Below are 21696 nucleotides of genomic sequence, written 5' to 3'. Positions count from 1 at the left end.
GTTAATAGCGCCTTTCGAGCCATAGTAACCAATGATGTCGCCCGATGGATCGTAGTCGCCCGTACCCCAACACGTAGGAATAATGCGAGCTTGTTCGCGTCCTTGTTTCCAAGGAACAGCCTTCGCGTTAATGCGGATGCCAAGCTTTTTCGCCTGCTCAGACAAACCAACAGCAATGTCGTAGCGCTGCATGTCATCGCTGCGGCCCGTAATATTAAACTCACAAGGCTTGCCGTCTTTTTCGCGAACGCCTTGCGCATTTAGCTTCCAGCCAGCGTCTTCAAGAATTTTCTTTGCTTCCTCAACGCGACCATCTTTGAACTCTGACTGCGGGTTCGCCCAAGGAAGTTTATGCAGTAAGGCTGTATGAGGCGTGCCGATGCCGTTAATGGATGATTGGATAAGCTCCGAGCGGCTAATACCAATATTCAGCGCCAAACGAACAGCTCTATCAGCCGTTACTGCATTTCCGCGCTCTTTGCCATCTACTTCTTTGGGTGCAAAGGTTGGCAAGTTAAATCCACGTGTATCGATAGTGGGGAATTTCACAAGGTGCATGCCTTCTACTTTTTCTTTCGTATATTCAGGCTGAACCATAACAACATCCATCGTACCCGATTGAGCGTGGGCAAGCGCAGCTTCACCATTTAAGAACACAAGCGTAATACGCTTGAAGGTAGATTTTGTACCGTAGTAATACTCGTTTGGCGCAATAATAAGTTGCTGGCCTTTGTCGTATTGAACGAGCTTGAAAGGACCAGTTCCAACAGGCTTAATGCGGTAGTTTTGCGCATCGTAGCCTTTTTTCGGAACGATGCACAGCTTTGCGGTGCGTGCAACAAAGCTTGAATCGCGCTTCTTCAGCTTGAACTCGACGGTGCTTTCGTCAAGCGCCTTTGCATCGGCAAGCGCCTTAAAGTCGATGTGACCAGCTCCGTTATCGCGAATGGTCAGGTAAGAAAATACCACGTCATCGGCGGTAAAGGGAGTGCCGTCGCTAAACTTGATGCCCTTCTTCAGCTTGTAAGTGTACGTTAGGCCGTCGTCGGACATCTTGTAGCTTTCCGCCAAATCGGGAACGGGTTTTCCTTCTTTGTTGAACGCCAACAAGCGCGACTGGAACAGGCTGTACATGCCGTTTGTTCCCCAATAGGTGGTAAGAGGATCAAAACCATCTTTGGGCTCGGCACCAACAAAAATTTTCAGCGAGTCTTTTGCGCTTACTTTTTCTTCTTTTTTTTCGTCTTTCTTTTCAGATTTAGCAGACGAGCAGCCAGTAATGCCTGCTCCAACTGCGCAAGCACCTAAGGCCGCACCAGCGCCAACAAAACCGCGACGCGTGAGTGATGATGTTTCTTCGCTTGCCATAGTCAAACCTCCTTGGCGTGTAACGCTCTGTGTGAGTATACGTGAGCGATTTAAAAAGTATTACTTTTTTCTATATCGTAACAACATTGATTAACTTTCGCAACATTTTCTTTTATAAAGTTGTGAAAAAATTTTTAAGCGGTATCAACATGGCGCTGGTGGTCGTGCCTACTGATCCTCGATGCAGTTTGCGTGGTTGTTAAGCGCATCAATGCTGATGACGCGCGTGCAAATGCGGTTCAACAGCGCTTCGCTATGCGAAATAACCAGCATGCCCATGCTGTGTTCCTTGGCGTGATCAAGCAGCAAGTGCCAAATGTGAGCTTGCGTGATAGCGTCAAGCATCGTTGAAATTTCATCGCACAGTAAAATTTTGGTGGTGGGAGCAAGCGCCCGCACCACGCAGAAACGCTGCAGTTCGCCGCCTGAAAGCTCAAACGGATAGCGCTCTTTCCATTCGTCGCGAATCCCCGCCTTGTCAAGCAGCGATTGAGGCACATCCCACGCTTCTTGCAGCGTGCGTTTCATTCTCCAGCGCGGGTTAAGCGCCAGCTCGGGGTGCTGAAAAATAAGCTGCACCGGCGAGCAACTGTGCGGGTTCAGCGCTTGGCCATCAAAGGTAATGGAGCCCTGCTTTATAGGCAGCTGACCTGCTAAAACGCGCGCAAGTGTTGATTTTCCGTGCCCCGATCCGCCAAACAAGCCAACAATTTCGCCTTCGTGCACTTCAAGGTTGATGTTTTCAAGAACGCAATGCTTCGAGCCCGGATAGCAAAACGATACATTTTTTGCTTCCAGAACAGATGCGTGCTGGGCTGCGTGCTGTGCTGCGTCCTTTGCGGGTGCGCTTTCAGGCTGGCTGGCAGGGGAGGCGCTGCTTGTTGCATCACCAGCACCACCAGTGTGCTCGGAGGCTTGTGTTGCTGCGGCATCGTGTGCGTTTTCTGGTTCGTTACCTGCGATAACCTGCGAGTTTGCCTCTGCGCGCTTGCTTTCAGGCTGGCTGGCAGTGGAAGCGCTGCTTGTTGCATGGCCAGCAGCGCCAGTGTGCTTGGGTGTCGAGAACTCGTTTTGAGGCAGCGCGCACCACAGCGCCCTCGTAAACGGCTGCTTGAGCTGTTCGCCTAAGCCTGTGAACTGGCTTTTTTGCGCCTGCTCGATAATTGTTCCATCGTAGAACACACCAATTGTGTCGGAAATTTCCAGCGCAAGCGTAAGGTCGTGCGTGATCACGATAACACCTGCACCCTTATCGGCCATGTCGCGGAACAGCTGCAGCGTTTCGCGCGCTTGGTCAAGCGTCATACCCGGTGTTGGCTCGTCGGCAATCACTATGCGAGGCGTTCCCAAAAGCGCTGTTGACACCAGCGTTCGCCGTGCCATGCCGCCCGAAAGCTCGAAAGGATACAGCTTCGTTACCGCATCGCTTAGCTCAAGGCGCTTAAACGCCGCTTCTTGATACTGTTTTTGCTCGGGGCGCAGGCACACCTGATGGCCCACTTTCATCAGCGGGTCAAGGTTTGTTACCCCTTGCGGAACGTACAGCAGCTCGCGTCCGCGCATTTTTCGCAGGGCCGCACACGTTGCTGGCGCGCCGTCAAGCTTAATGCTGCCCGTTACGTGCGCGTTTTTCGGCAGGATGTCCAGAATTGTTTCTGCAAGCAGGCTTTTTCCCGAACCTGACGAGCCCACAATGGTAAACACTTCGCCAGCATGCAGCTTCAGCGAAAGGTTCTTCAGCACCTGCGTTGATATTTGGCGCAGGCCTTGCGCATAGCTGGTAAAGGAAAGCGACAAGTCGTTTATTTCCAGAAGAGGAGTTGAATTGGTCATGATGGGCTCCTTATTCTTGTGCCGTTTGCGGGCTTAACAGGTGCTTGATGTTGTCGCCCAGCGTAAACATTAACAGCACGATAATTACCAGCAATAAACCAGGGAAGAACGCAAGCCACCACTGACCTGTTGCAATAAATTTCATGGCGTCGGTAAGGATAGCGCCGATAGCAGGCGAATCGAGCGGAAGGCCGAAGCCCAAAAACGTCAGCGCACTTTCATGCAAAATGGCATGGGGGAACAGCATGATAATACCGACGATAGCTTGCGGCAAAATGTGGGGGATTACATGGTGAAACGCAATCCACACACCGCTTTTCCCAAACGAACGCGACTGCGCTACGTATTGCGAAGTTTTGATGCGCAGCACTTCGGCGCGAATAACACGGGTAAGGGTTGGCCAGTGGCTGAGTGCAACAGCAACAATAACGCCTTGCACGCCGCCGCCCAGCGCAAAGGAGATGAGCAGCAAAAGCACCATATGAGGAATGGATAACACCAGGTCAACAGCCCACAAGACCACTTTGTCGATCCAGCCTGAGCACACGGCGGAAATAGTTCCCAACACAATAGCGATGACGCCCGATATAATTGACGCGCCCAGTCCAATAAGGATAGACAGTGCAAGTCCGCGAATGGTGCGGTGGAACATGTCGTGGCCAAGGTAGTCGGTTCCAAACCAATGCGCACCAGAGGGTTTTTGCAGCTTACCGGTTAAGTGTGAGCTGTACAAATCGGGATGCATCGTAAGGCCAACCGCCAGCACAACAAGCAACACAACCAGTACAATTCCCAGTAAAATGAGGGTTTTCGTGCGCATGTTGTTCCATGTGCGTTTCACGGCAGTTTGAGTGGTAGTTGTATTAGTCATGCAGCTCAGCTCCTCGTTTGATACGGGGATCAATAATTCCGTACAGTACGTTTGCAATGAAGTTTCCAACGAACACGAACACTGCCGACACCAGCGCAACGCCTAGCAGAAGCGGAATGTCCATTGAAAGTGCCGATTGAACGACCGCGTTTCCCAAGCCCGGGTACGCGAACACTTGCTCGGCAAGTACCGAGCCGCCAAAAACTTCTGAAATGTAGGCGAATTGCAGCGTAATGGCTGGAAGTGAAATGTTGCGCAGCAGGTGGCGCGTGATGATCTGGCGTGTTGTTTCGCCGCGAGCTTTCGCGAAGGTAACCATGTCGCTTTGCATGATTTCGATTACTTTTTCGCGTGTTTGCAACGTGATATTGCCGATGCCCGATACCGCTAACACCAGCGCAGGAAGAATAAGGTGGTGGATGCGCTGACCCCATGTTACCTGGTCAGGCGTAAGTCCAACGGGGTAGGCGTGCCCTAGTGGGAACCAGCCAAGCGCTACGGCAAATATCGAAAGGCACACCAGCCCTACCCAAAATGTTGGCGCAGCGGAAAGCACGATACAGATGCCTTTCAGTAGCTTATCGGCAATCGAGCGCGGATACAAGCCGCATACGATGCCGGCCGCAAAGCCGATAATACCTGATAGAACCCATGCGCAGCCCATCAGCAGCAGTGAATTTCCTGCGCGTTCGCACAGGATTTGCACAACGGGGCGCTGGTAGATAACGGAAATGCCGCCGTCACCGTGAAGTAGGCCGCCAATCCACATAAAGTAGCGTTCAACAGGGGGTTTGTCGAAGCCCCAGTGGGCGGCAATTGAGGCAAGCTGTTCTTTGGAGAACGTGTTTTCGCCGCCGGCGTATGCTGCAACAGGGTCGATAGGTGCAGCGTTTACCAGGGCAAAGGTGATAATGCTTGCCGCAACAAGAAGTAGGATGAGGCGCAGAAACGTTTCAATCCAAAATTTTGCTTGTTTCATAGTTAGTTCCTTTATGTTCGCCTTCTGCGCACTCATGCACAAAATGAGGTACTCTGCGCACGCGCGTTGCGTGCTGGTTGTACGCGAACTCGCGTGCAAAAACGATCCTGAGAACGAGAATGAGCTTGCGCCTGATAGCAAGCACGTTTGATGGAACGTGCTCCAGAACGCACCCGATAACGCACCCAAGAAAGAGCCCGCCGCGCTTGCAAGTTCAAGCCCGTGCCCGCACACTCTCCGCCGCGCTTGCAATGCAAGCCCGAGCCCGCGCTCATCGCGCGTAGTCCGAGCTTGCGTCATGCGATCGCGCTAATCGTTCGTGCTACTTGCGCTTCCATTCGCTTAAGTTGAAGGCTACCGGCCAACCGTGTCCGTGCGGATGTACCAGTTGTTTACCGATGTCAAGGTCATCTTTTACGAAGTAAGTGTGGTTGATGGTAACAATCCACAGGTACGGCAAGTCGCCGTTTTCGCTTTCAGGACCTGTCTTGCCATCCCACTGTACTTTCTTCCAAATTTCGTAGGCTTCTTCGTTTGTCTTTGCGTCCAAAGCTTCCTCGATGTGCTTGTCAACTGTTGGGTTCGAGTAACGCGCATCGTTGATGGAACCTTTCGAGCCGAAGTATCCAACCAAATCGCCTGATGGATCGTAGTCGCCGGTACCCCAGCACAGCGGCGTGGTTGGTGTAAGCGTACGCGCTTGCTTCCAGCCGTAAGCTTTTGGCGTAATCTTAATGCCCAGCTTCTTTGCCTGTTCAGCAACGCCAACAGCAATGTCGTAGCGCTGCATATCGCTTGAAATTCCCAGCATGTTAAAGGCGCACAGCGTGCCGTTCTTCTCGCGAATGCCGTCTTTATTAAGCTTCCAACCTGCGTCTTCAAGAATTTTCTTCGCTTCTTCCAGGCGGCCATCCTTAAATTCAGCAGCAGGGTTCGCCCACGGCATATTGTGAAGCAGCGCCGTTGCAGGCGTTCCGATGCCATTTAATGAATGCTCAACAATTTCTTTGCGGTTAATACCGATGTTCAAAGCCTTGCGAACTGCGATATCGGCCGTTACCGGGTTGCCGTATTCCTTGCCGTCGATTTTCTTCGGCGCAAACGTGGGCAAGTGGAAACCGCGCGTGTCGATTGTTGGAAGTGTTACCAGATGCATGCCCGCAACTTTTTCTTTGGCGTATTCAGGCTGAACCATAACCACATCAAGCTTGCCCGATTGCGCGTGTGCAAGGGCGGTTTCGTTGCTTAAGAACAAAAACGTAATACGCTTGAACTGCGATTTTTTGCCATAATACTGCGGATTCGGCTCAACGATAAGCTGCTGACCTGGCTCGTATTTCACCATCTTGAACGGACCCGAGCCAATAGGGTTCATGCGGTAGTCTTTTGCTGCATAGCCTTTTTTCGGAACAATGCCCAGCTTAGCTGTACGCGTAACGAAGCTTGAATCGCGGCGCTTCAGCTTGAACTCAACGGTTGTTTCGTTAAGTGCTTTTGCATCGGCAATGGCCTTAAAGTCAATTTGACCTGCTCCGTTGTCGCGAATGGTAAGGTATGAAAACGCAACATCCTCGGCGGTAAGCGGGCTGCCGTCGCTGAACTTAATGCCTTTTTTCAAGGTGTAGGTATAGGTAAGGCCATCTTCTGAAACTTTGAAGCTTTCCGCTAAATCGGGGACAATTTTGGCGTTGTTGTCGAATTTCAAAAGATATGAGTGGAACACGTTGAACATACCGTTGCTGTTGTATTCCGAGGTCAGAGGGTCGAAACCTTCTTCGAAGTCTTCGCCAACAAAGATGGTAAGCGTGTCTTTTGCATCAGTTGGCGCTTCCGCTTTCTTCTCTTTTGGCTTTTCAGATTGACAACCCAAAATGCCAGCCGCACCGGCACATGCGCCCATTGCGGCGCCTGCCTTAATAACGTTTCGCCTGGTGATACCGCTGTGTGGGGTTTTTTCGGACGGTGGATACAAAGTGCTTTCGTTGTCCATCTAAAGCTCCTTTCGCTTTGCGTATTACTAGATGGCTTGTTACTACGTCTCGTCTGCAATGGCTGTCGCGTAAGCGCACTGGTGTATTACCAATTACAGTTTCGTAACAACACGGTGTAATTGTAACAACAAACGCCGGAAAATTTAAGGACAAAGTAAGCAAAATCTAATTTAATTTGGTAACAATTAAAAGGAAGCTCAGGCTTGAAGTTTGCGCTGAATGGGGTAGTATCCGCAGGTGACGGGCTGTGCTGGATCAACAACAGCAACAGCTGCGGGCGCAGGAATGGATGCGCGTATGTGAGAAGTGGTAGTTTATATTCAGTTGTTCGGAAATACCGAACAACTGGAACCGAATATCTTTGGGTAGCTTTGATGCCGCTGAAAGCAAGGTGTCGGCAATTCCGACAGGTTCGAAATTGATGCTATCAAGGCGGGCGGTAGCTTATCTAATTTAGAGTGAATATGGAATCGGGCATTGCGCGCGAGGTGATGGTGCGTTTATGCGCGCTGCGAGAGCACGCTTTGGGCAAGCGCATCAAGAGGAGCCATTACCACGTCTTCCACTTCGATAGAAAACGCGGGCGATTGCAAGTGTTCCTGAAACACAACGCGCTCGTAGGAATGGCACTCATCGCAGATCAAAATGCGATGTGAGTTGTCATGTTCTTCGTTAGTATAGTGGAAATGACCTTGGTTTTTAGTGCCGCAACGTCCACAGCGAATGCGCTCAAATGCCCACTGCGTTGCACACAGCGGACAATACTTTACGCGCTCGTTGCCGTGGTGCGCGGTAAATTCTCCTACCCACGACAGTGTTTCGCGATACCCGCACACGGGGCAGGCTAGCGGGCTATCAACGCTTTTGTCGGCTGAGTTCGTGTAGTCTTGCGCAGCGTTTTTCGCGGGTAACAACAGATGCGCGCGCAGTGCACAGGCGCATATAACGGCCAAGGTGGGAAGTGCGCTTTCGGGAACAAAGTTTTCGCTGGTAGGCGCTTGCTTGGGGGCGGCTGCGGCGTTTTCTTGCGCAGCATACATCAGTAGTTCTAGAAAATGCGCAGGTGAAATGCGGCATTTTGTGTCGTCTTGCGCAACGATGACATTCATGTACACCGCAGGTGCGTTGTCAGCAGACGAATCGTCAGCAGCCGCACCGTCATGAAGGATATGTTCTTCTTGAAGAAGATGTTGAACGTCATCGAGCAATGCGCCAATAAGCGTTTCCCACGACACGTTCGCAAGTACCGCTTGAGTTGCGCTGTTTAGCGCTGTGTGATTGCGTAGCACATCGAACACGTGCTGGCAGGTATCGGCAAACAACTGCGCGGTAATAATTGCATTGCGGGGGAGTTCTTCTTTGTTTTCGGTGTGCAGCTGAAGCGCTCGCGCATCCTGATATGCATACAAATCTTGAAAAAGCGCAAGACGCGCTACATCGTTTGGGCGCTGTTCTTGCTGGTAGTGCTGCTTGTAGTAGGAAAATGCCTTGTCACGAAACAGAGTATCGTTGCCAAGCATAGCTTGCGCGGCGTAATTATTCCCTGCATTGAAAGGTGAATTTGCTCCGAAAAACTGCTCCATGACAGGCATCTCCTTTCCTAATCGTTAGATGCTATTGTACGCGTGTTTGTTTAGCTCGTCACGCGCCGAGCGGGGTACGGGAACCCGTGCACCTACTCCGCTTTCGCTGCCTTTGCCTGTTTCGCTTGCATCTTCGCTTTCACTTTCGCCAGATGCTTATTGCGTTTTGCCAGGTGTTTTGCGTCTTCGTTCTCGACATTGCCGTGCTCAATTTCTTCACGCGCCCAAAATCCCCAGTGATACAAACCATCGCTTTCAGGCACTTTGCCGTCGCCCCACATAAGACGTGCCGTTCCTTTGTACGGTTGGAAAATACCGGCACCCAAGTATATGTGCGCAATACCGAAGATAATGAACATTACAAAGCAAATATCGTGGCAAATACGCATGATCATCTGCGCTTCTGCAGGTGTGCGGAACACGCTTGTGCCAAGCCACAGTACAAGACCCGATACTGCAATGAAAATACTTGAGAGTACCATCGCACCATCGGCAAAGCGCTGGCCGCTTTTTACTTCGTCTTGATCGGGCATGTGCACCGTTTTTGGACCAATCATGTAAAACACGAATTTCTTCATGAACTCGATGTCTTCAGGCGTCCATTTCACGAAGTACTTCTCGCAGAACAGCTTGAAGCCTTTAGGAGCAAGCAGCGCGCTTACAATCGGGCAAATGATGAAGATGGCGCCCACTAAGCGGTGGCTCATGCGCATAACCTGAGCTACCTGCGGAAATGCAGCAGCAATAGGTGGCACAAACACAAACACGCCCGACACCATAAGCCACAAGCACGAAACAGCTACCACACCATGCGTAATGCGCGTTTGTAGCGAGTGACGTGGTATAACGCGCACAGGAAACTCGTGTTCGCCTTTTGTATTGGTAAACTTATCAAGGCATTTTTCTTGCTGTTTAAGCTCTTCTTTGTTGGGCTCGGGATGATCGCCACACAATAATTTTACGGTAATAACAATAATCTTATCCATGAAGCCGAACAGCTTTTTTATCGGGTTCATTAACGCTCACCACCCTCGTGGTCGATGTGACGAACCACTTCATCGGTTGTGGTGTCGATAACGTTTTCACTTTCTGCATCGTAGAGCATTTCGTCACGTTTATAGCCTACGCCGCGTAAGTACGAAAATCCAAGGCCAGCTGCAATACCAACGGCTGCAAGCCCTGCAACAGGCTTCATGATATTAAGCGCATTCACGGCATCGTTTACTTGCGGGTTTTCTGGCATTTTTTGATACATATTCATGCCGTATTTCAGCACGTGAATTACATGGCAGCCATCAAGCTCGTCAGCACCATACACGCGCGCTTCGTTAAAGCCCATTGCATGCAATTCTTCTACGCGTTTGCGCGCTTTTGCAACCATCGCATCGCGCGGGCCAAACTCAAGTGCTCCCGGCTGACAGGTTGACACGCACGCTGGCGCCATACCATGACGAACGCGATCGACACATCCGGTGCACTTGTTGATTTTGATGCCGCCGCCCGTTACGCCAACACCTGTATGACGTGGTACATCAAAGGGGCATGCGCTGCGGCAATACTGACATCCAATGCATTTTTCGGTATCGTATACTACCAAACCCGTGCCGTCAGGGTCGTGATACAAACAACCACTGGGGCATACTTTCACGCAGCCAGCATCGGTGCAGTGCATGCACGAACGACGCCCAAACGCCCAGTCGATGCCATAGCGATCTTCACGCGGACGTTCCTCAAAGGTAATGATCAGGCGCGTGTTGTCAAGCAAATCGGGTGGATTTTGATAGCTTCCCGAAAACGTGCCGGCATTTTTCTCGATGTCGGATGGAAGCTCGTTCCACACTTTGCATGCCGCTTGACATCCGCGGCATGCAGTGCATTTCGACGAATCGTAGTAAATTGCCAGTTCACCCTGCTTTTTAAGCTCGTCCTTCGAAAGCTCGGGAGCATTAAGCGGCTTTCGTGGTGCTTTTTCTTGAAGTGCAGTTGTCATGATGCTCCTCCTTTACGCTTTCTCAAGTCCAACAAGGAATGCTTTCGATTCCTGAATGAAACAGTTCGGGTCGCCCACGTTAGGCGGCAAATCGTTGGTAATGTCGCCCGTTACGAAGTGGTTTGACCAGCCCCAATCGTGCACAATGCCGATGGTATACGTGCGCTTGCCATTCACTTCCAAAGGCGCAATGCGGTGCGTGACCATTGCTTGAACCACAATGCTGCCGCGTTTGTTGAACAGACGCACCTTGTCGCCAGGCTTGATGCCTTTTTCACGCGCTAAGTCAACACCCATCTCGCAATACTGGTGCGGCATCATTTCGTTCAGCGCTGGTGCGCAGTGTGTTTCCTGACCGCTTGACCAGTGTTCGGTAAACGAATAGGTAGTTGCAACATACGGATACTCTTCAGGTGCACCCGTGGTGTCTTTAATGGAGTGGTGATCGGCAAACAAGATGCTTGGATTCGATTGTGACCCGTTCAGCAGGTTGTTTGTTGGCGCTTCATAAGGCTCGTAGTGCTCGGGAAGCGGCATGTCTTTCAGCGCGTTGCTGAAAAGCGATGCGTTTTGCTCCCAGCGCATCATGAACGCTTTGTTGTTTGGCGCAACAGGAACAAGCTTGCCATCGGTGTTTTTGCTTGCCGCCACAAAGTCGGGAACGTCGTTTGTTTTCCACGACGTGCCATCCCACTCAACCACCACTTTATCGGCGCGCCATGGTTTGCCGTGTTCATCGCAGCTTGCGCGGTTATACAGAATACGGCGGTTGGCAGGCCAGCTAAACGCCCAGTTCGGGAAAATCTTCAAGTTGCCAGGATCTTCTTTACCGCGGCGTGCAACATTTTGAATAGCAGGGTCAAGCGCATCTTTTGTGTTCGCGTAGTAGCCAGTATAAATCCAGCATGCGCATGCCGTTGAGCCATCGGCTTTCAAATCGGCGAAACTTGGGAGGAGTTTTGGCGTTGCGTTCTTAAAGTCGGCTGTTGCATCAGCGGTTTTGTAGCCGTTGAGCTCCCATGCAATTTTGCGCGTATCGGGTTTGCCGTCAATTTCGTAGTCCCATTTTGTGTTCAAAATAGGATCAGGGAATACGCCGCCCTCATTTTTGTACAACTCGCGAATGTGTTTTGCCAGTTCGTACAAGATGTGGAAGTCGGGTTTTGAATTGCCGTGCGGATGCAGTGCTTGATAGCGCCATTGCATAACGCGTCCCGACTGCACAACCGTGCCTGCTTTCTCCAAAGGCCCAGCTACAGGCAGGAAGTACACTTCCGTTTTGATTTTGGACGCCTTGTCTTTCATGTCGGGCGCATCCCAAAACGATGCTGTTTCTGTCATGTACATGTCATCGAAAACCATCCAGTCGAGGTTTCCAATGGTGTTGCGCAGATAGCGAGCGTTTGCAAGCGATTGCAGCGGGTTTTGTCCAAAGAAGAAATAGCCCTTGATAATGCCTTCCTCCATCAGGTGGAACGCATTTTGCAGCGAGCGTTTCGCGGGGTCGTCAACTTTGGGCAACCAGTCGTAACCGTAGTCGTTTTCTGCGGTAGCGTTTTCGCCAAAGAACGACTTCAAGAATGATACAAGGAACTTAGGTTTGTTTGCCCAGTAGCCATCAGCAGGTGTTTCGTGCTCGAAATACTCGCGAATCGTGCGGTCGTTCACGCTGCTTGGCCATTGCAGATAGCCAGGCATTGCACCCGGGTCGATGCACATGTCGGTGCAGCCTTGCACGTTTGGCTCGCCACGAAGTGCTGCAAGCTGACCGCCCGGCACGCCAATGTTGCCTAACAGCAGCTGAACGATAGTCATAATGCGTGTATTGCCAACGCCTACATGGTGCTGCGTTTGTCCCAGTGCATAAAGAATGGTACCAGCTTTATTACTTGCGCCTGTTTGTGTGTAAATGTCATACACTTCTTCAAGCGCTTTTTTATTCATACCGCAAATGCTCGATACTTTATCCAGCGTATAGCGTGCATAGTGCTTCTTCATAATTTGGTATACGCAATGCGGATCGCTAAGCGTTGGGTCTTTTTTCGGTGTTTTCAACACAGGAGGCGTAAAGGCAGGAACACCTGGCTGCTTTGTCCACGCGTAGGCGCCTTGTGCGCTGGTATCCCACTCATGGGTCGATTCTGTTTGATACGACCACGACGACTTGTCGTACTTCTTGGTTTTTTCATTCCAACCACTGAACAAGCCCGTTTCAGGATCGTAGGAATAACCTGGGTTAATAAGATAGGTAAGATTCGTGTAGTGTGTGCAGTACTCTTTTTGCATTCTATTGTGCTCGAAGATGTAGTTAATCATGCCACCAAAAAATGCAATGTCGGTACCAGGGCGGATAGGCAAATAGATGTTTGCATGTGCTGCACTACGCGTAAAACGCGGGTCAACAACAATCCATTTTGCGCCTTTGTCGAGCGCACGGTTTACCCATTTCATAGAAATAGGATGATTTTCTGCATTATTGCAGCCGCAGGTAAGAAGAACGTCGGCGTTGCTTAAATCGCCCCATTGCGAGGTCATTGCGCCTCGGCCAATTGTTGGTGCCAGACCGGCAACCGTTGAGGAGTGTCAAACACGCGCCTGGTTGTCCATCGTAATAAGACCAAGTGAGCGCATGAACTTCATGATGAAGTAATCTTCCTCGATGGTCATTGATGAACCGCCCAGTGAACCTATTGCTGCAGTACGGTTAACAGTGGTGCCATTTTTGTCTTTGAGTTCAAAGGTTGCATCGCGCGTTTCTTTAACGTGACGTGCAATTTCTTTGAACGCTTGCTCCCAGGTGATGTCCTCCCATTTGTTTGCACCGGGGCGGCGCACACGTGGCGACGTAATGCGCCCGGGGTTGTCCATCAGTACACCCGTTTTTGGATCAACAATACGTTCGGTTTGGAACTCGGTAGCGCCTTTCGGGCACAAACCACCTTCGCTTACAAAGTGGTCGGGGTCACCCTCAAGCCCAACCAGCTCGCCGTTACGCGTTGACGCAATAAGACCGCATCCGCCTGCGCAATAGCAGCAGACCGAGGTGCTTTCTTTTGTGTCTTGTAATTTCCAGTGTTTTGTTGCTTCAAAGGCATGTGCATCGCTTTGTTGCGATAGCTGAAATGCCAGCGACCCACCAAAGGTGAGCGCTCCTGCTTTGAACAGATCTCGTCTCGAAATGGTCATTCTAGCACTCTCTCACTCATACGAATGTATAGCCGCCCTATTCACGTTACCCCTTGTGTGAAAAGCTTTAAGAATGTGTGCGTTGCGCAGGAAAGATAGTTTTTCTTGTGCGGAACATATTCTTTAACATTCGTATCACGCCAGTTTACCTGTACTAAATATCTCGCATGAGTATTTGGTACGACTTAATTTTACTTAAAATTAGTTACAGAATGATGACGGGGGAATGACTGCTTAGTACAAATACGTCAATTTGGTGATGAGAGAGGTGTAAAAAGCGCATTTTGCAGCGTTAAGAAGCACTGCGATGGCGGTATGAAGAAAGTGTGCATTTTAACCTATGAGGCTAAGCGGGAAACGAACGAGGTGGCATACGAACAGAGTCTATGCTCCGAACTTCAAAACATGTACCCAGTGTACGCTTTGCACTTAAAAATATGCGCCCCATGTATGCGTTGCCCTTCAAAGCAGGAGTCCCGTGTACGCTTTGCCCTTCAAAGCAGGAGCCCAGCGTTTATACATGATGCGAGCATAATAAAAGACCCATGCAAACACCTGCACGGGTCTTTTTAGATTGCCACAAAAACGAAAGGATGATTACCTTATACATAAGCGCTTATCAAGGCGTGCTATGCGGCCCTCGCGCGCCTTGAATAAGCCATGACATAAGCGTTATGAGCGGTTCTGCTTACGACGACGATTCGTACGAGTAAGTACCGCAATTGCTACCAGTACCGCAGCAGAGTTTGCATACAGGGGCAGCGCATCTCCTGTTTTGGGCAGCTGCTTGTGTGCCTGCGCAGGTTCGTTGCCATAGGTCTTCGGATCTAAGAAGCTTGGCATGGTGCTGTACTTTTCGGTCAGCGTATCCATAGTAAGACGCAGTGCTTTAAGTGCATCGTCAACTTCTTTTTGCGTTGGCTTGTCACTTGGATCATAGTTGCCGTTATGTCTCTCAAGAATTTCTTTAGCAGTAGCAAGCGCTTTTTGATACGCTACAAGGTATTTGTTCAGGAACGACTTGTCTATTCCGTATTCATGAATCGCGTTTTGATATGCTTTTGTATTAGCAAAGTCGCTGTTTACAGCATCGCTTAGTGCTTGTGCGTTGGTGTCATACGTTTTGAGAATTGCTGCTTTTGCATCTTGAAGAGCTTTAAGCGCAGCATCGAGTTCCTGTTGGGTTGGAGCATTATCCATACCGTCAGGCAGCTTTGCTTTTACACCGCCATTAACCAGGTCGAACGCCTCAAGAAGCTTCCGTGCCGCTTTAAGTTTGTCATTGTAATTTTTAATTTTCGCGTTAGCAGCATCGTCGCCCTTTGCTTGTGCATTTCTAAAGGCAGGCGTCATCTCAAAGGCGTTCGGGTTTTTATCTTTGTCGTCAGCCCGTGATTTTAGCGCCTCATCGTTTAGATCTTTCGGGTTCGTTTTGTAGTTAGCAAGAATCTTATCTTTAATCTCTTTCAGAGCCTTTTGAGCCTCGTCAACTTCTTGCTGCGTTGGAATTTGCTTTCCAGCTGGGATATCAGCCTTCGGGTTGCCATCATCGCCGAACAGTTCAAGAAGCTCGTTGGCTTTCTTTAGAGCATCTTTGTACGTTTGTACATCTTTTTTGCTGTCAGCATCCGTCTTAGCAAGTGCATTCTGGTACTCGGTAGACTTTTCAAACTTGTCTTTTTCTTCTTTTGGTTGACCGTCGTCCTTAAGCTCATTCGTTTCTTTTTTCAAGGCATCAGCTTTAGTCTTGAAGGCGTCGGCGATGTCTTTCTTAGCCTTTTGCAACTCATCCAGAGCATTGTTAACTTGCTCTTGTGTTGGCTTTTTATCGGGGTCAGCATTTGGATCGGTGTTGTTTACCTGGTCAATTAAGTCTTGTGCTGCCTTCAGCTTGTCAGTATAGGTCTTAATCTTTTCCGTTGCAGTAGCGTCACCAGCGTTCGACTTTGCGAGTGCGTTCTTGTAGGGCACCGACGCTTCAAACGGAGGAACAACCGGCTTGCCATCTTGCGTTTTGTCGCCTACTTCATTTTGAAGTGTGGTTGCGTCGGTCTTATAATTCTTCGCAATCTTGTCTTGGGCACCTTGCAGTTGTTTAAGCAGCGCACTTACATCTTTCTGAGTTGCTTTTTTCTTCCAATCTTCGTTATTAAGCTTTTCGGTAACTTTCTTCAGAACATTGTCGAAGCCAGTTTGCTCACCATCTTTGCCCAAGTCATTTGTAGCACCTTGGTCACCAGCAGTCTTCTTAGCAACAGCATTCTTGTATTCAGGCGTCTTCTTGAAGCCGTCACCTGCAAAATCTTTAGCGGCAGTTAACGCTCCAAGATCTGTTTTGTAGTTGTCAGTAATTTGCTTTTTAGCTGCTTGAAGAGCGTCCAGTGCTTCGTTAATTTGTTGCTGCGTTGGACGTTCGCTGTTCTTCTTGGTTGTATCCTTTGCATCGCTTACTAGCTTGCGAGCAGTTGCAAGAGCCTTCTTGTACGCAGTAACATCTGCATTTTCATTACCATCGCTTGTCTTAGCTTTAGCGTTCTTGAACTCTGGCGTAGCTTCAAAGTCTGCTTCGGCCACGGTAGCGCCGTCTGCAGTCGACTTCTTTGCTTCCTCATCAAGCTTAGTGGTAACTGTCTTGTAGTTATCCTCAAGCTTCTTGCGAGCTTCATCGAGAGTCTTCAGCGCCTCGTCAATTTCTGTTTGAGTTGGCTGCGCATCTAGTGGCGTATTGCTATCGGGACCTGCCTTCTTAAGCAATTCCTGAGCCTTACGTAATGCATCGTCATACGCCTTTTTGTCCTCAGTAGCCTGTTTGTTCTTCTGTTCATCCGGCTTGCCATCAGGAGTTAAGAAGTGCGGATCTGATGCATTTCGATACGCATCAGAAGTAAGCGTTCCTTCTTCTGGAGCAGGAACATCTGCCTTCGTACCATGCTTCTTTACGCTTTCTTTGAGCTTGGTGGTGTCGGTGTTGTAGGCGTCAAGAGCCTTACGCTTCTCGTCGAGGTTCTTCTTTGCCTCGTTTATCTGCGCTTGTGTGGCATTAGGATCGTTCAGCAAGTCTTTCGCCTTGTTGAGAGCCTCGCCATATTCATCTACAGCCTTCTTGGCGGCAGCATTCTTGGTGTCATCCGGTCCCGAGCCATCAGCTTTTTGGTAGTTTGGCAGCGAGGCGTTCTTAAACGCAGGGCTTGGATGCGTAGTCGCATCCTCGTTAATCGACTTAATCAGCTCGTCAGTCTTGGTGGCGAACTTATCCAGGCCTTTTACAGCAGCATTAAGATCTGCAAGGAGCCTTGTTACATCCCTATTCAAAGGCTGACCCTTAGCGTGTTGCTGCAACTTCTTAAGCGCATCTGCGTTGGTCATGTCAATATCTTTATCTGGAATAACGGACTCTGGGATTTCTGCTCCGTCAGCACCTTTGTCCTTATCCATTTGGTCATTGAAGGCTTTTTGCAACTCCTTAAGCGCATCATCGTACGCCTTCTTTGCCTTAGCTTCGTCAGAATTTGGATCAGTATTTGCAGACGCGTTTTTATACGCCGGGCTTGTAGTAATGGCCAAGCTGTGAAGCAACGCCGCCGAAATCTTACTGGTGTCAGTTGCGTACTTATCGATGACTTTACGAGCATCTTCAAGAGCCGTCTTAGCAGCATCAATCTCTGTTTGCTTTGGCTTCTTGGACTCTTCCGTTTCCTTAAGCTTCGCACTTAACGCCTTGGCTTTCTGGTAAGCATCATTGTAGGCTTTGAAGTCCTTAGCAGCCTGAGAGTCTGCGCCATCCTTTTGAGCCTGATCAAACGCATTGAAGTACGCTGGCATAAGGTAACCACTCACATTATTTGCGATTGCCTTCGTAAGGTCGTTATCGTCGGACTTATAATTCTCATGCAGAGCGTTTTCGGCTTCTTCAAGCTTTTTCTTAGCTTCGTCAACTTGCGCCTGTGTTGCTTTTTCGTTGTTAAGAATGGTGCGAGCATTAGCTAATGCCTGGTCATAATTGTTAATTGCTTGTTCGGCCGCTTGTTTTTCTTGCTCGTTACCATTATTTTTCTTAGTAAGTGCATTCTTGTAGAAGACGCTTTGTTTACTTTGGTCAGCAGTATCAGGATTATCGAAACTTTGCTTTTCTGCTGCAGCAAGCTTAGACTTATCCGTAGCCTTAGCGTCTAGCTTTGACTTAGCTTCCTTAAGCTTCTTGATAGCCTCGTTTACTTCCTTCTGGGAAGCGTTGGGGTCAGCAACTACTTTTTGAGCTTCAGCAACAGCCTTGTCGTATGCGTCGCGCTCTTCCTTGGTAGAGTTTTGGTAGGTTGGGTCGGCAGTCTTAAGCTTCTCGTCGCCTGTCTTACCAGCCTCACCCGTGTTTACCTTGCCGTCCTTAGCAATCGCGGCACTCAACTCATCCTTGTTGGTGGTGAATTCGTTCAGCTTGTTGCGTGCGGCATCGAGTTTCGCCTTCGCGTCGTCAACAGCCTTTTGCGTGGCGTTCTTGTCGGCGCTTACCTTATTAGCTTCAGCGAGCGCGTCATCGTAAGCCTTCTTAGCCTTCTTTGCGTCTTCATTCTTCTTGGTATCAGGCTGACCATTCGCATCCTTGAAGTCAGGATCGCTTACGTTCTTGAACTGGTTCGTTGCTTGCGTACCAGACGCAGGGTTAGTGCCTTCAGCAGCCTTACCATTAGCTTCAATCGAGGTGTTCAGTCCGTCCTTGTTGGTGTCAGGACCATCAAGTTCTTTACGCGCCTTATTAAGGTTAATCGTAGCGTTATCGATTTGTGCCTTCTGCTCTTCGGTAAGCTTTGACTCGTCCGTATCCTTTACAGAGTTATACAGCGTCTTTGCAGCATCAAGAGCCTTTTCATACGCCTCTTTCTTATCAGCAGACGCGTTGTAGTACTTCGACTGTGTTGGAACGTCCTTGCCATCAACAGTTTCGGTTTTGTGCTCGCCAATCGAATCCGAAAGGTCTTTTGTCTTATGATTCGTTTGCGGCACAAAGATAATGTTAATCGCTTTTGCTGTATTGCCTGGATTGCGGCCTTGCTCCAGATAAACATCCTTATAGTACGTCATTGCATACGGCTGAACAAACAAACGTGCCTTATAAATCTTGCCCTTTTTGCCGGCTACCTTTACCGAGCCAGCTTCTGTATCCCATGAATACGAACCAGCTTCTGATAAATTATCACCGAGGTCTACGTCAGAATTAGAAACTTCCTGATTTCCCTGCCAATAAGCGCCGCTCATATTGCCCAGCGTAAGCTCGCCCGTTGGCTCGCCATTTTGCAACGCATAGTGCATGTGCGACTTGCGCCCGTTATTCCCTGTACCTTCATAGGAAAGCTGTTCGCCGCCTGTAAGGTCGCGCAAACCAGCTTGCTTGTCTTTTGGCGTAGCCTTCAGCAAACCAAGAATCTTTGTTGTATCAAACTTTTCTGCTTTAGTTGGATCGTAACGGTAGATGATAGTGGTTTTTTGATCATTACTCCAAGAAATACCCTCGTCGGTATCGCGACCATCAATTTTGGCCTTAGTCCACGAAACGTCGTAATCCTTACGGATATCTGGAAGCTTGGTAAGCTTGTTCTCTTTTACATTAGACGTAAACTCGGCAACTGACTTGTCAGTTTTAATCTTAACGGTAATCTTGTTTTCCGCCTGACCGTTCGAGATTCCCTTATTAGAGTCACCAGTTGCAGTAAGATCGCCTTCCAGATATGAAAGCGTAATTTGATCTTTGCTGGTAAGGCCAAGCTCTGTATTGTCTTTGTTGGCTTCAAAAATAGCTGTCTTAATTCGATCAAGTTCAGTTTTTGAATATCCAAGTGGGTTAGCAACAAAGACTGCTTTGTCGTTTGCAGGAACAGCAAACTCACCTTCCTTGAGCTTTTTCAAAACGAGGTCGCGAAGGGCGATTTTGGGAGCGTCTTGTGCGTCTACGCCTTCGAAGTTGATGGTAACTTCGCCTTTGTCGTTGATGCTTACCTTGTCTTGGGCAACATGGTTAAGCGCCGCAAGTTTTTTGATGATGTCGGTTTTAACGTCTTGCGAAACATTGGTTGGATCTTCGACGGTGGGCTTGTCGATGCGCGTGTCATAGCGAGCAATGGTAAGAGGCAGCACGTCAGACTTGTAGCCTAAGTCGGATACCAGGTAGGTTTTAAGTTTTACAACACCAGTTTGATAGGTGATTACTTTTGCATCGGGCTTCGACGTTACCTTGTTAATGGAATTCACTTGATTAACATCATAGGCCTGGTTATCGGTAACAAGAATCTTTTTCTCGGGGTTATCGGGTGTATTATCAAGCTTCTTTTGATTATCTTTGTCACGCACGCCAACGCCTTTAGCCTGGCTCGCATCTGCAATTTGATCACGGAGCGATTTGCCATCCTTGCCTGCAGTAGGAGCATCCAGTGCCTTTTGAAGCTTTTCGCGAATAGTTTTTTCTTCAAGCTTTTGATCGTATCTTAAAACAATCGAACCTGTTGTTTTCGGTGGAATAAGCGTTGCTGCACGGGCGATGTTTGTTTTGTACAGCAGAACTTCCTGCCCGTCTTTCATGCCATACACATAGATGCAGCGGTTTGCAGCATAGCCTGCTGCGGCCATGTTGTTGTTTCTATACATGGGGCTCATGGTAAGAACAGCAGAGCCGTCGGCATTTGTGACAAGGGAGTATTCACCCGAATAGGCTTGATGCGCGTCTTTGTTGTCTGATCTGTACTCTACAAAATCCTTTGCGTTTCTACCATTAATATCAATGTTATCGTTCGGGAAAATAGCAACCTTGGTAACTGCAACACCATCGGCTGGCTTAAGGGTAAATTTAACTTCTTGTTTTTGTCCGCCTTCAATGTAGGTATTGTCGGAAGAGCCCCATGCATACATATTGGGAAGCGTGTCTTTTGTTTCTTTCGAGAGCGTAATTTCGTTGTTTGCTTGCTGTGGCGCAGCAGGTGTTGCAGCGCGATCGTTGCCTTGAGGCGTAGGTGTTGCCGCGCGATCGGTGCCTTGCGTAGCATTTCCAGCAGTGCTGGCGGTACGTGGATTGTTTTGTGTAGCAGTAAGAGGATTGTTTTGAGCTGTCGAAGACTGTTTTACAACGCCTGTCGATGGCGCATTATTTACGCGAGGAGCATGCGTGCTTGGTGTTTGCGCTTGACTTTGTGCTGGTGTTGCAGGCGTAGTTTCGGCATGAGCAAGCGGAGTTCCACTTGGTGAAACGCCCAAAGCAAGCGATGCTCCAACAAGAGCGCCCGCTGCTCCTATACTTACGGTACGTAACGTGTGTGCTGTTTGTTCACTCGTGCTACGAGCATGTTTACCAAAATTTTTCTTAGTCATGACAACCCTTTCCACAAAACAAACTGTTGTGTTATCTCGACCTTTGCTCCGCAAGGTATAGTTCTATGCACCTTGATTATACCAAGAATTTGTATAATTTAGCTAATACTGTTTATAAATTTCTCAGAATATTAGTCGAATTTAACTTTATATTGTAAATTCTATTGACAAAAGTATGCGGGGGGGGGGTAAGCTCATTGATTTATATAATTAACCCTTGTCAAATGCGTATGAGCACCTTAGATAATGGTAGCGCTTTATAAAGACAATCATTTTGCGTGTTTTATATAATTTTTTTGTGAGAATACTATTATGGTGAATTTTTATCGGTGAACGTTGCTTAGCTCGTTCTAAACACATGTATTATACTGCGAACAGCAACAATAAACACGCCACTACGCGCTTGCGTGCATAGTGGCGTGTGGTAGTGCGTGTAATGTGCTTTCAATGGTTATGGTGCGCTATTGCGTGCGCGTGTTGTGCAGGCGTATGGTTCTTACCTCTCGACTTGTAGCACCTCGACACTCATAACGTTGCATTTTTAC

Annotated in this window: 10 protein-coding genes; all 10 read right to left on the bottom strand. The window is 49.0% G+C overall.

Features of this window, described 5'->3' with window-relative positions:
* Positions 1 to 1368 (bottom strand): ABC transporter substrate-binding protein (locus tag HMPREF3190_RS01730; RefSeq protein WP_066779745.1); only part of this gene is annotated, 1368 nt, incomplete at its 3' end.
* Positions 1369 to 1536: 168 nt separating this feature from the next.
* Positions 1537 to 3201 carry an ABC transporter ATP-binding protein gene (locus tag HMPREF3190_RS01725; RefSeq protein ID WP_066779743.1) on the bottom strand — a complete coding sequence of 555 codons (1665 nt, stop codon included), beginning with the start codon at positions 3199 to 3201 and terminating at the stop codon, positions 1537 to 1539.
* Positions 3202 to 3211: 10 nt separating this feature from the next.
* The gene (locus HMPREF3190_RS01720; protein WP_066779741.1) at positions 3212 to 4072 is read right to left on the bottom strand and encodes an ABC transporter permease; all 861 of its coding nucleotides are present in this window, start codon (positions 4070 to 4072) and stop codon (positions 3212 to 3214) included.
* The gene (locus HMPREF3190_RS01715) at positions 4065 to 5351 is read right to left on the bottom strand and encodes an ABC transporter permease (protein ID WP_449675997.1); all 1287 of its coding nucleotides are present in this window, start codon (positions 5349 to 5351) and stop codon (positions 4065 to 4067) included. Before HMPREF3190_RS01715 ends, HMPREF3190_RS01720 begins: the two co-directional genes overlap by 8 nt.
* 22 nt (positions 5352 to 5373) lie before the next feature.
* Entirely contained in the window at positions 5374 to 7041 is a 1668-nt protein-coding gene (locus HMPREF3190_RS01710) for an ABC transporter substrate-binding protein (protein ID WP_066779739.1), read from the bottom strand.
* Between the two features lie 501 nt (positions 7042 to 7542).
* Entirely contained in the window at positions 7543 to 8625 is a 1083-nt protein-coding gene (locus HMPREF3190_RS01705) for a formate dehydrogenase accessory protein FdhE domain-containing protein (protein WP_066779734.1), read from the bottom strand.
* 92 nt (positions 8626 to 8717) lie between these two features.
* A complete protein-coding gene (locus HMPREF3190_RS01700) occupies positions 8718 to 9611 on the bottom strand; it encodes a cytochrome b/b6 domain-containing protein (RefSeq protein WP_082715080.1) in 894 nt (297 codons plus the stop codon).
* A 29-nt stretch (positions 9612 to 9640) separates the two neighbouring features.
* On the bottom strand, positions 9641 to 10615 hold the full coding sequence (locus HMPREF3190_RS01695; RefSeq protein ID WP_082715070.1) for a 4Fe-4S dicluster domain-containing protein: 975 nt from the start codon (positions 10613 to 10615) through the stop codon (positions 9641 to 9643).
* A gap of 12 nt (positions 10616 to 10627) precedes the next feature.
* Positions 10628 to 13801 carry a molybdopterin-dependent oxidoreductase gene (locus tag HMPREF3190_RS01690; protein WP_449675994.1) on the bottom strand — a complete coding sequence of 1058 codons (3174 nt, stop codon included), beginning with the start codon at positions 13799 to 13801 and terminating at the stop codon, positions 10628 to 10630.
* 672 nt (positions 13802 to 14473) lie between these two features.
* Positions 14474 to 21151: an FIVAR domain-containing protein gene (locus HMPREF3190_RS01680; protein WP_066779729.1), complete on the bottom strand. Its 6678-nt coding sequence runs from the start codon at positions 21149 to 21151 to the stop codon at positions 14474 to 14476.
* Positions 21152 to 21696: the final 545 nt, after the last annotated feature.

Origin of the sequence: Umbribacter vaginalis, from assembly GCA_001552935.1 — a bacterium.
GTDB lineage: Bacteria > Actinomycetota > Coriobacteriia > Coriobacteriales > Eggerthellaceae > Berryella > Berryella vaginalis.
Note: the sequence above shows the minus strand (reverse complement) of the source record. Positions and strands in the feature narration are given on the sequence as shown.

Coding starts and splice junctions, on each gene's coding strand:
- HMPREF3190_RS01725 (WP_066779743.1), bottom strand. CDS start 3,201: ATGACCAATTCAACTCCTCTTCTGGAAATAAACGACTTGTCGCTTTCC.
- HMPREF3190_RS01720 (WP_066779741.1), bottom strand. CDS start 4,072: ATGACTAATACAACTACCACTCAAACTGCCGTGAAACGCACATGGAAC.
- HMPREF3190_RS01715 (WP_449675997.1), bottom strand. CDS start 5,351: ATGACGCAAGCTCGGACTACGCGCGATGAGCGCGGGCTCGGGCTTGCA.
- HMPREF3190_RS01710 (WP_066779739.1), bottom strand. CDS start 7,041: ATGGACAACGAAAGCACTTTGTATCCACCGTCCGAAAAAACCCCACAC.
- HMPREF3190_RS01705 (WP_066779734.1), bottom strand. CDS start 8,625: ATGGAGCAGTTTTTCGGAGCAAATTCACCTTTCAATGCAGGGAATAAT.
- HMPREF3190_RS01700 (WP_082715080.1), bottom strand. CDS start 9,611: ATGGATAAGATTATTGTTATTACCGTAAAATTATTGTGTGGCGATCAT.
- HMPREF3190_RS01695 (WP_082715070.1), bottom strand. CDS start 10,615: ATGACAACTGCACTTCAAGAAAAAGCACCACGAAAGCCGCTTAATGCT.
- HMPREF3190_RS01680 (WP_066779729.1), bottom strand. CDS start 21,151: ATGACTAAGAAAAATTTTGGTAAACATGCTCGTAGCACGAGTGAACAA.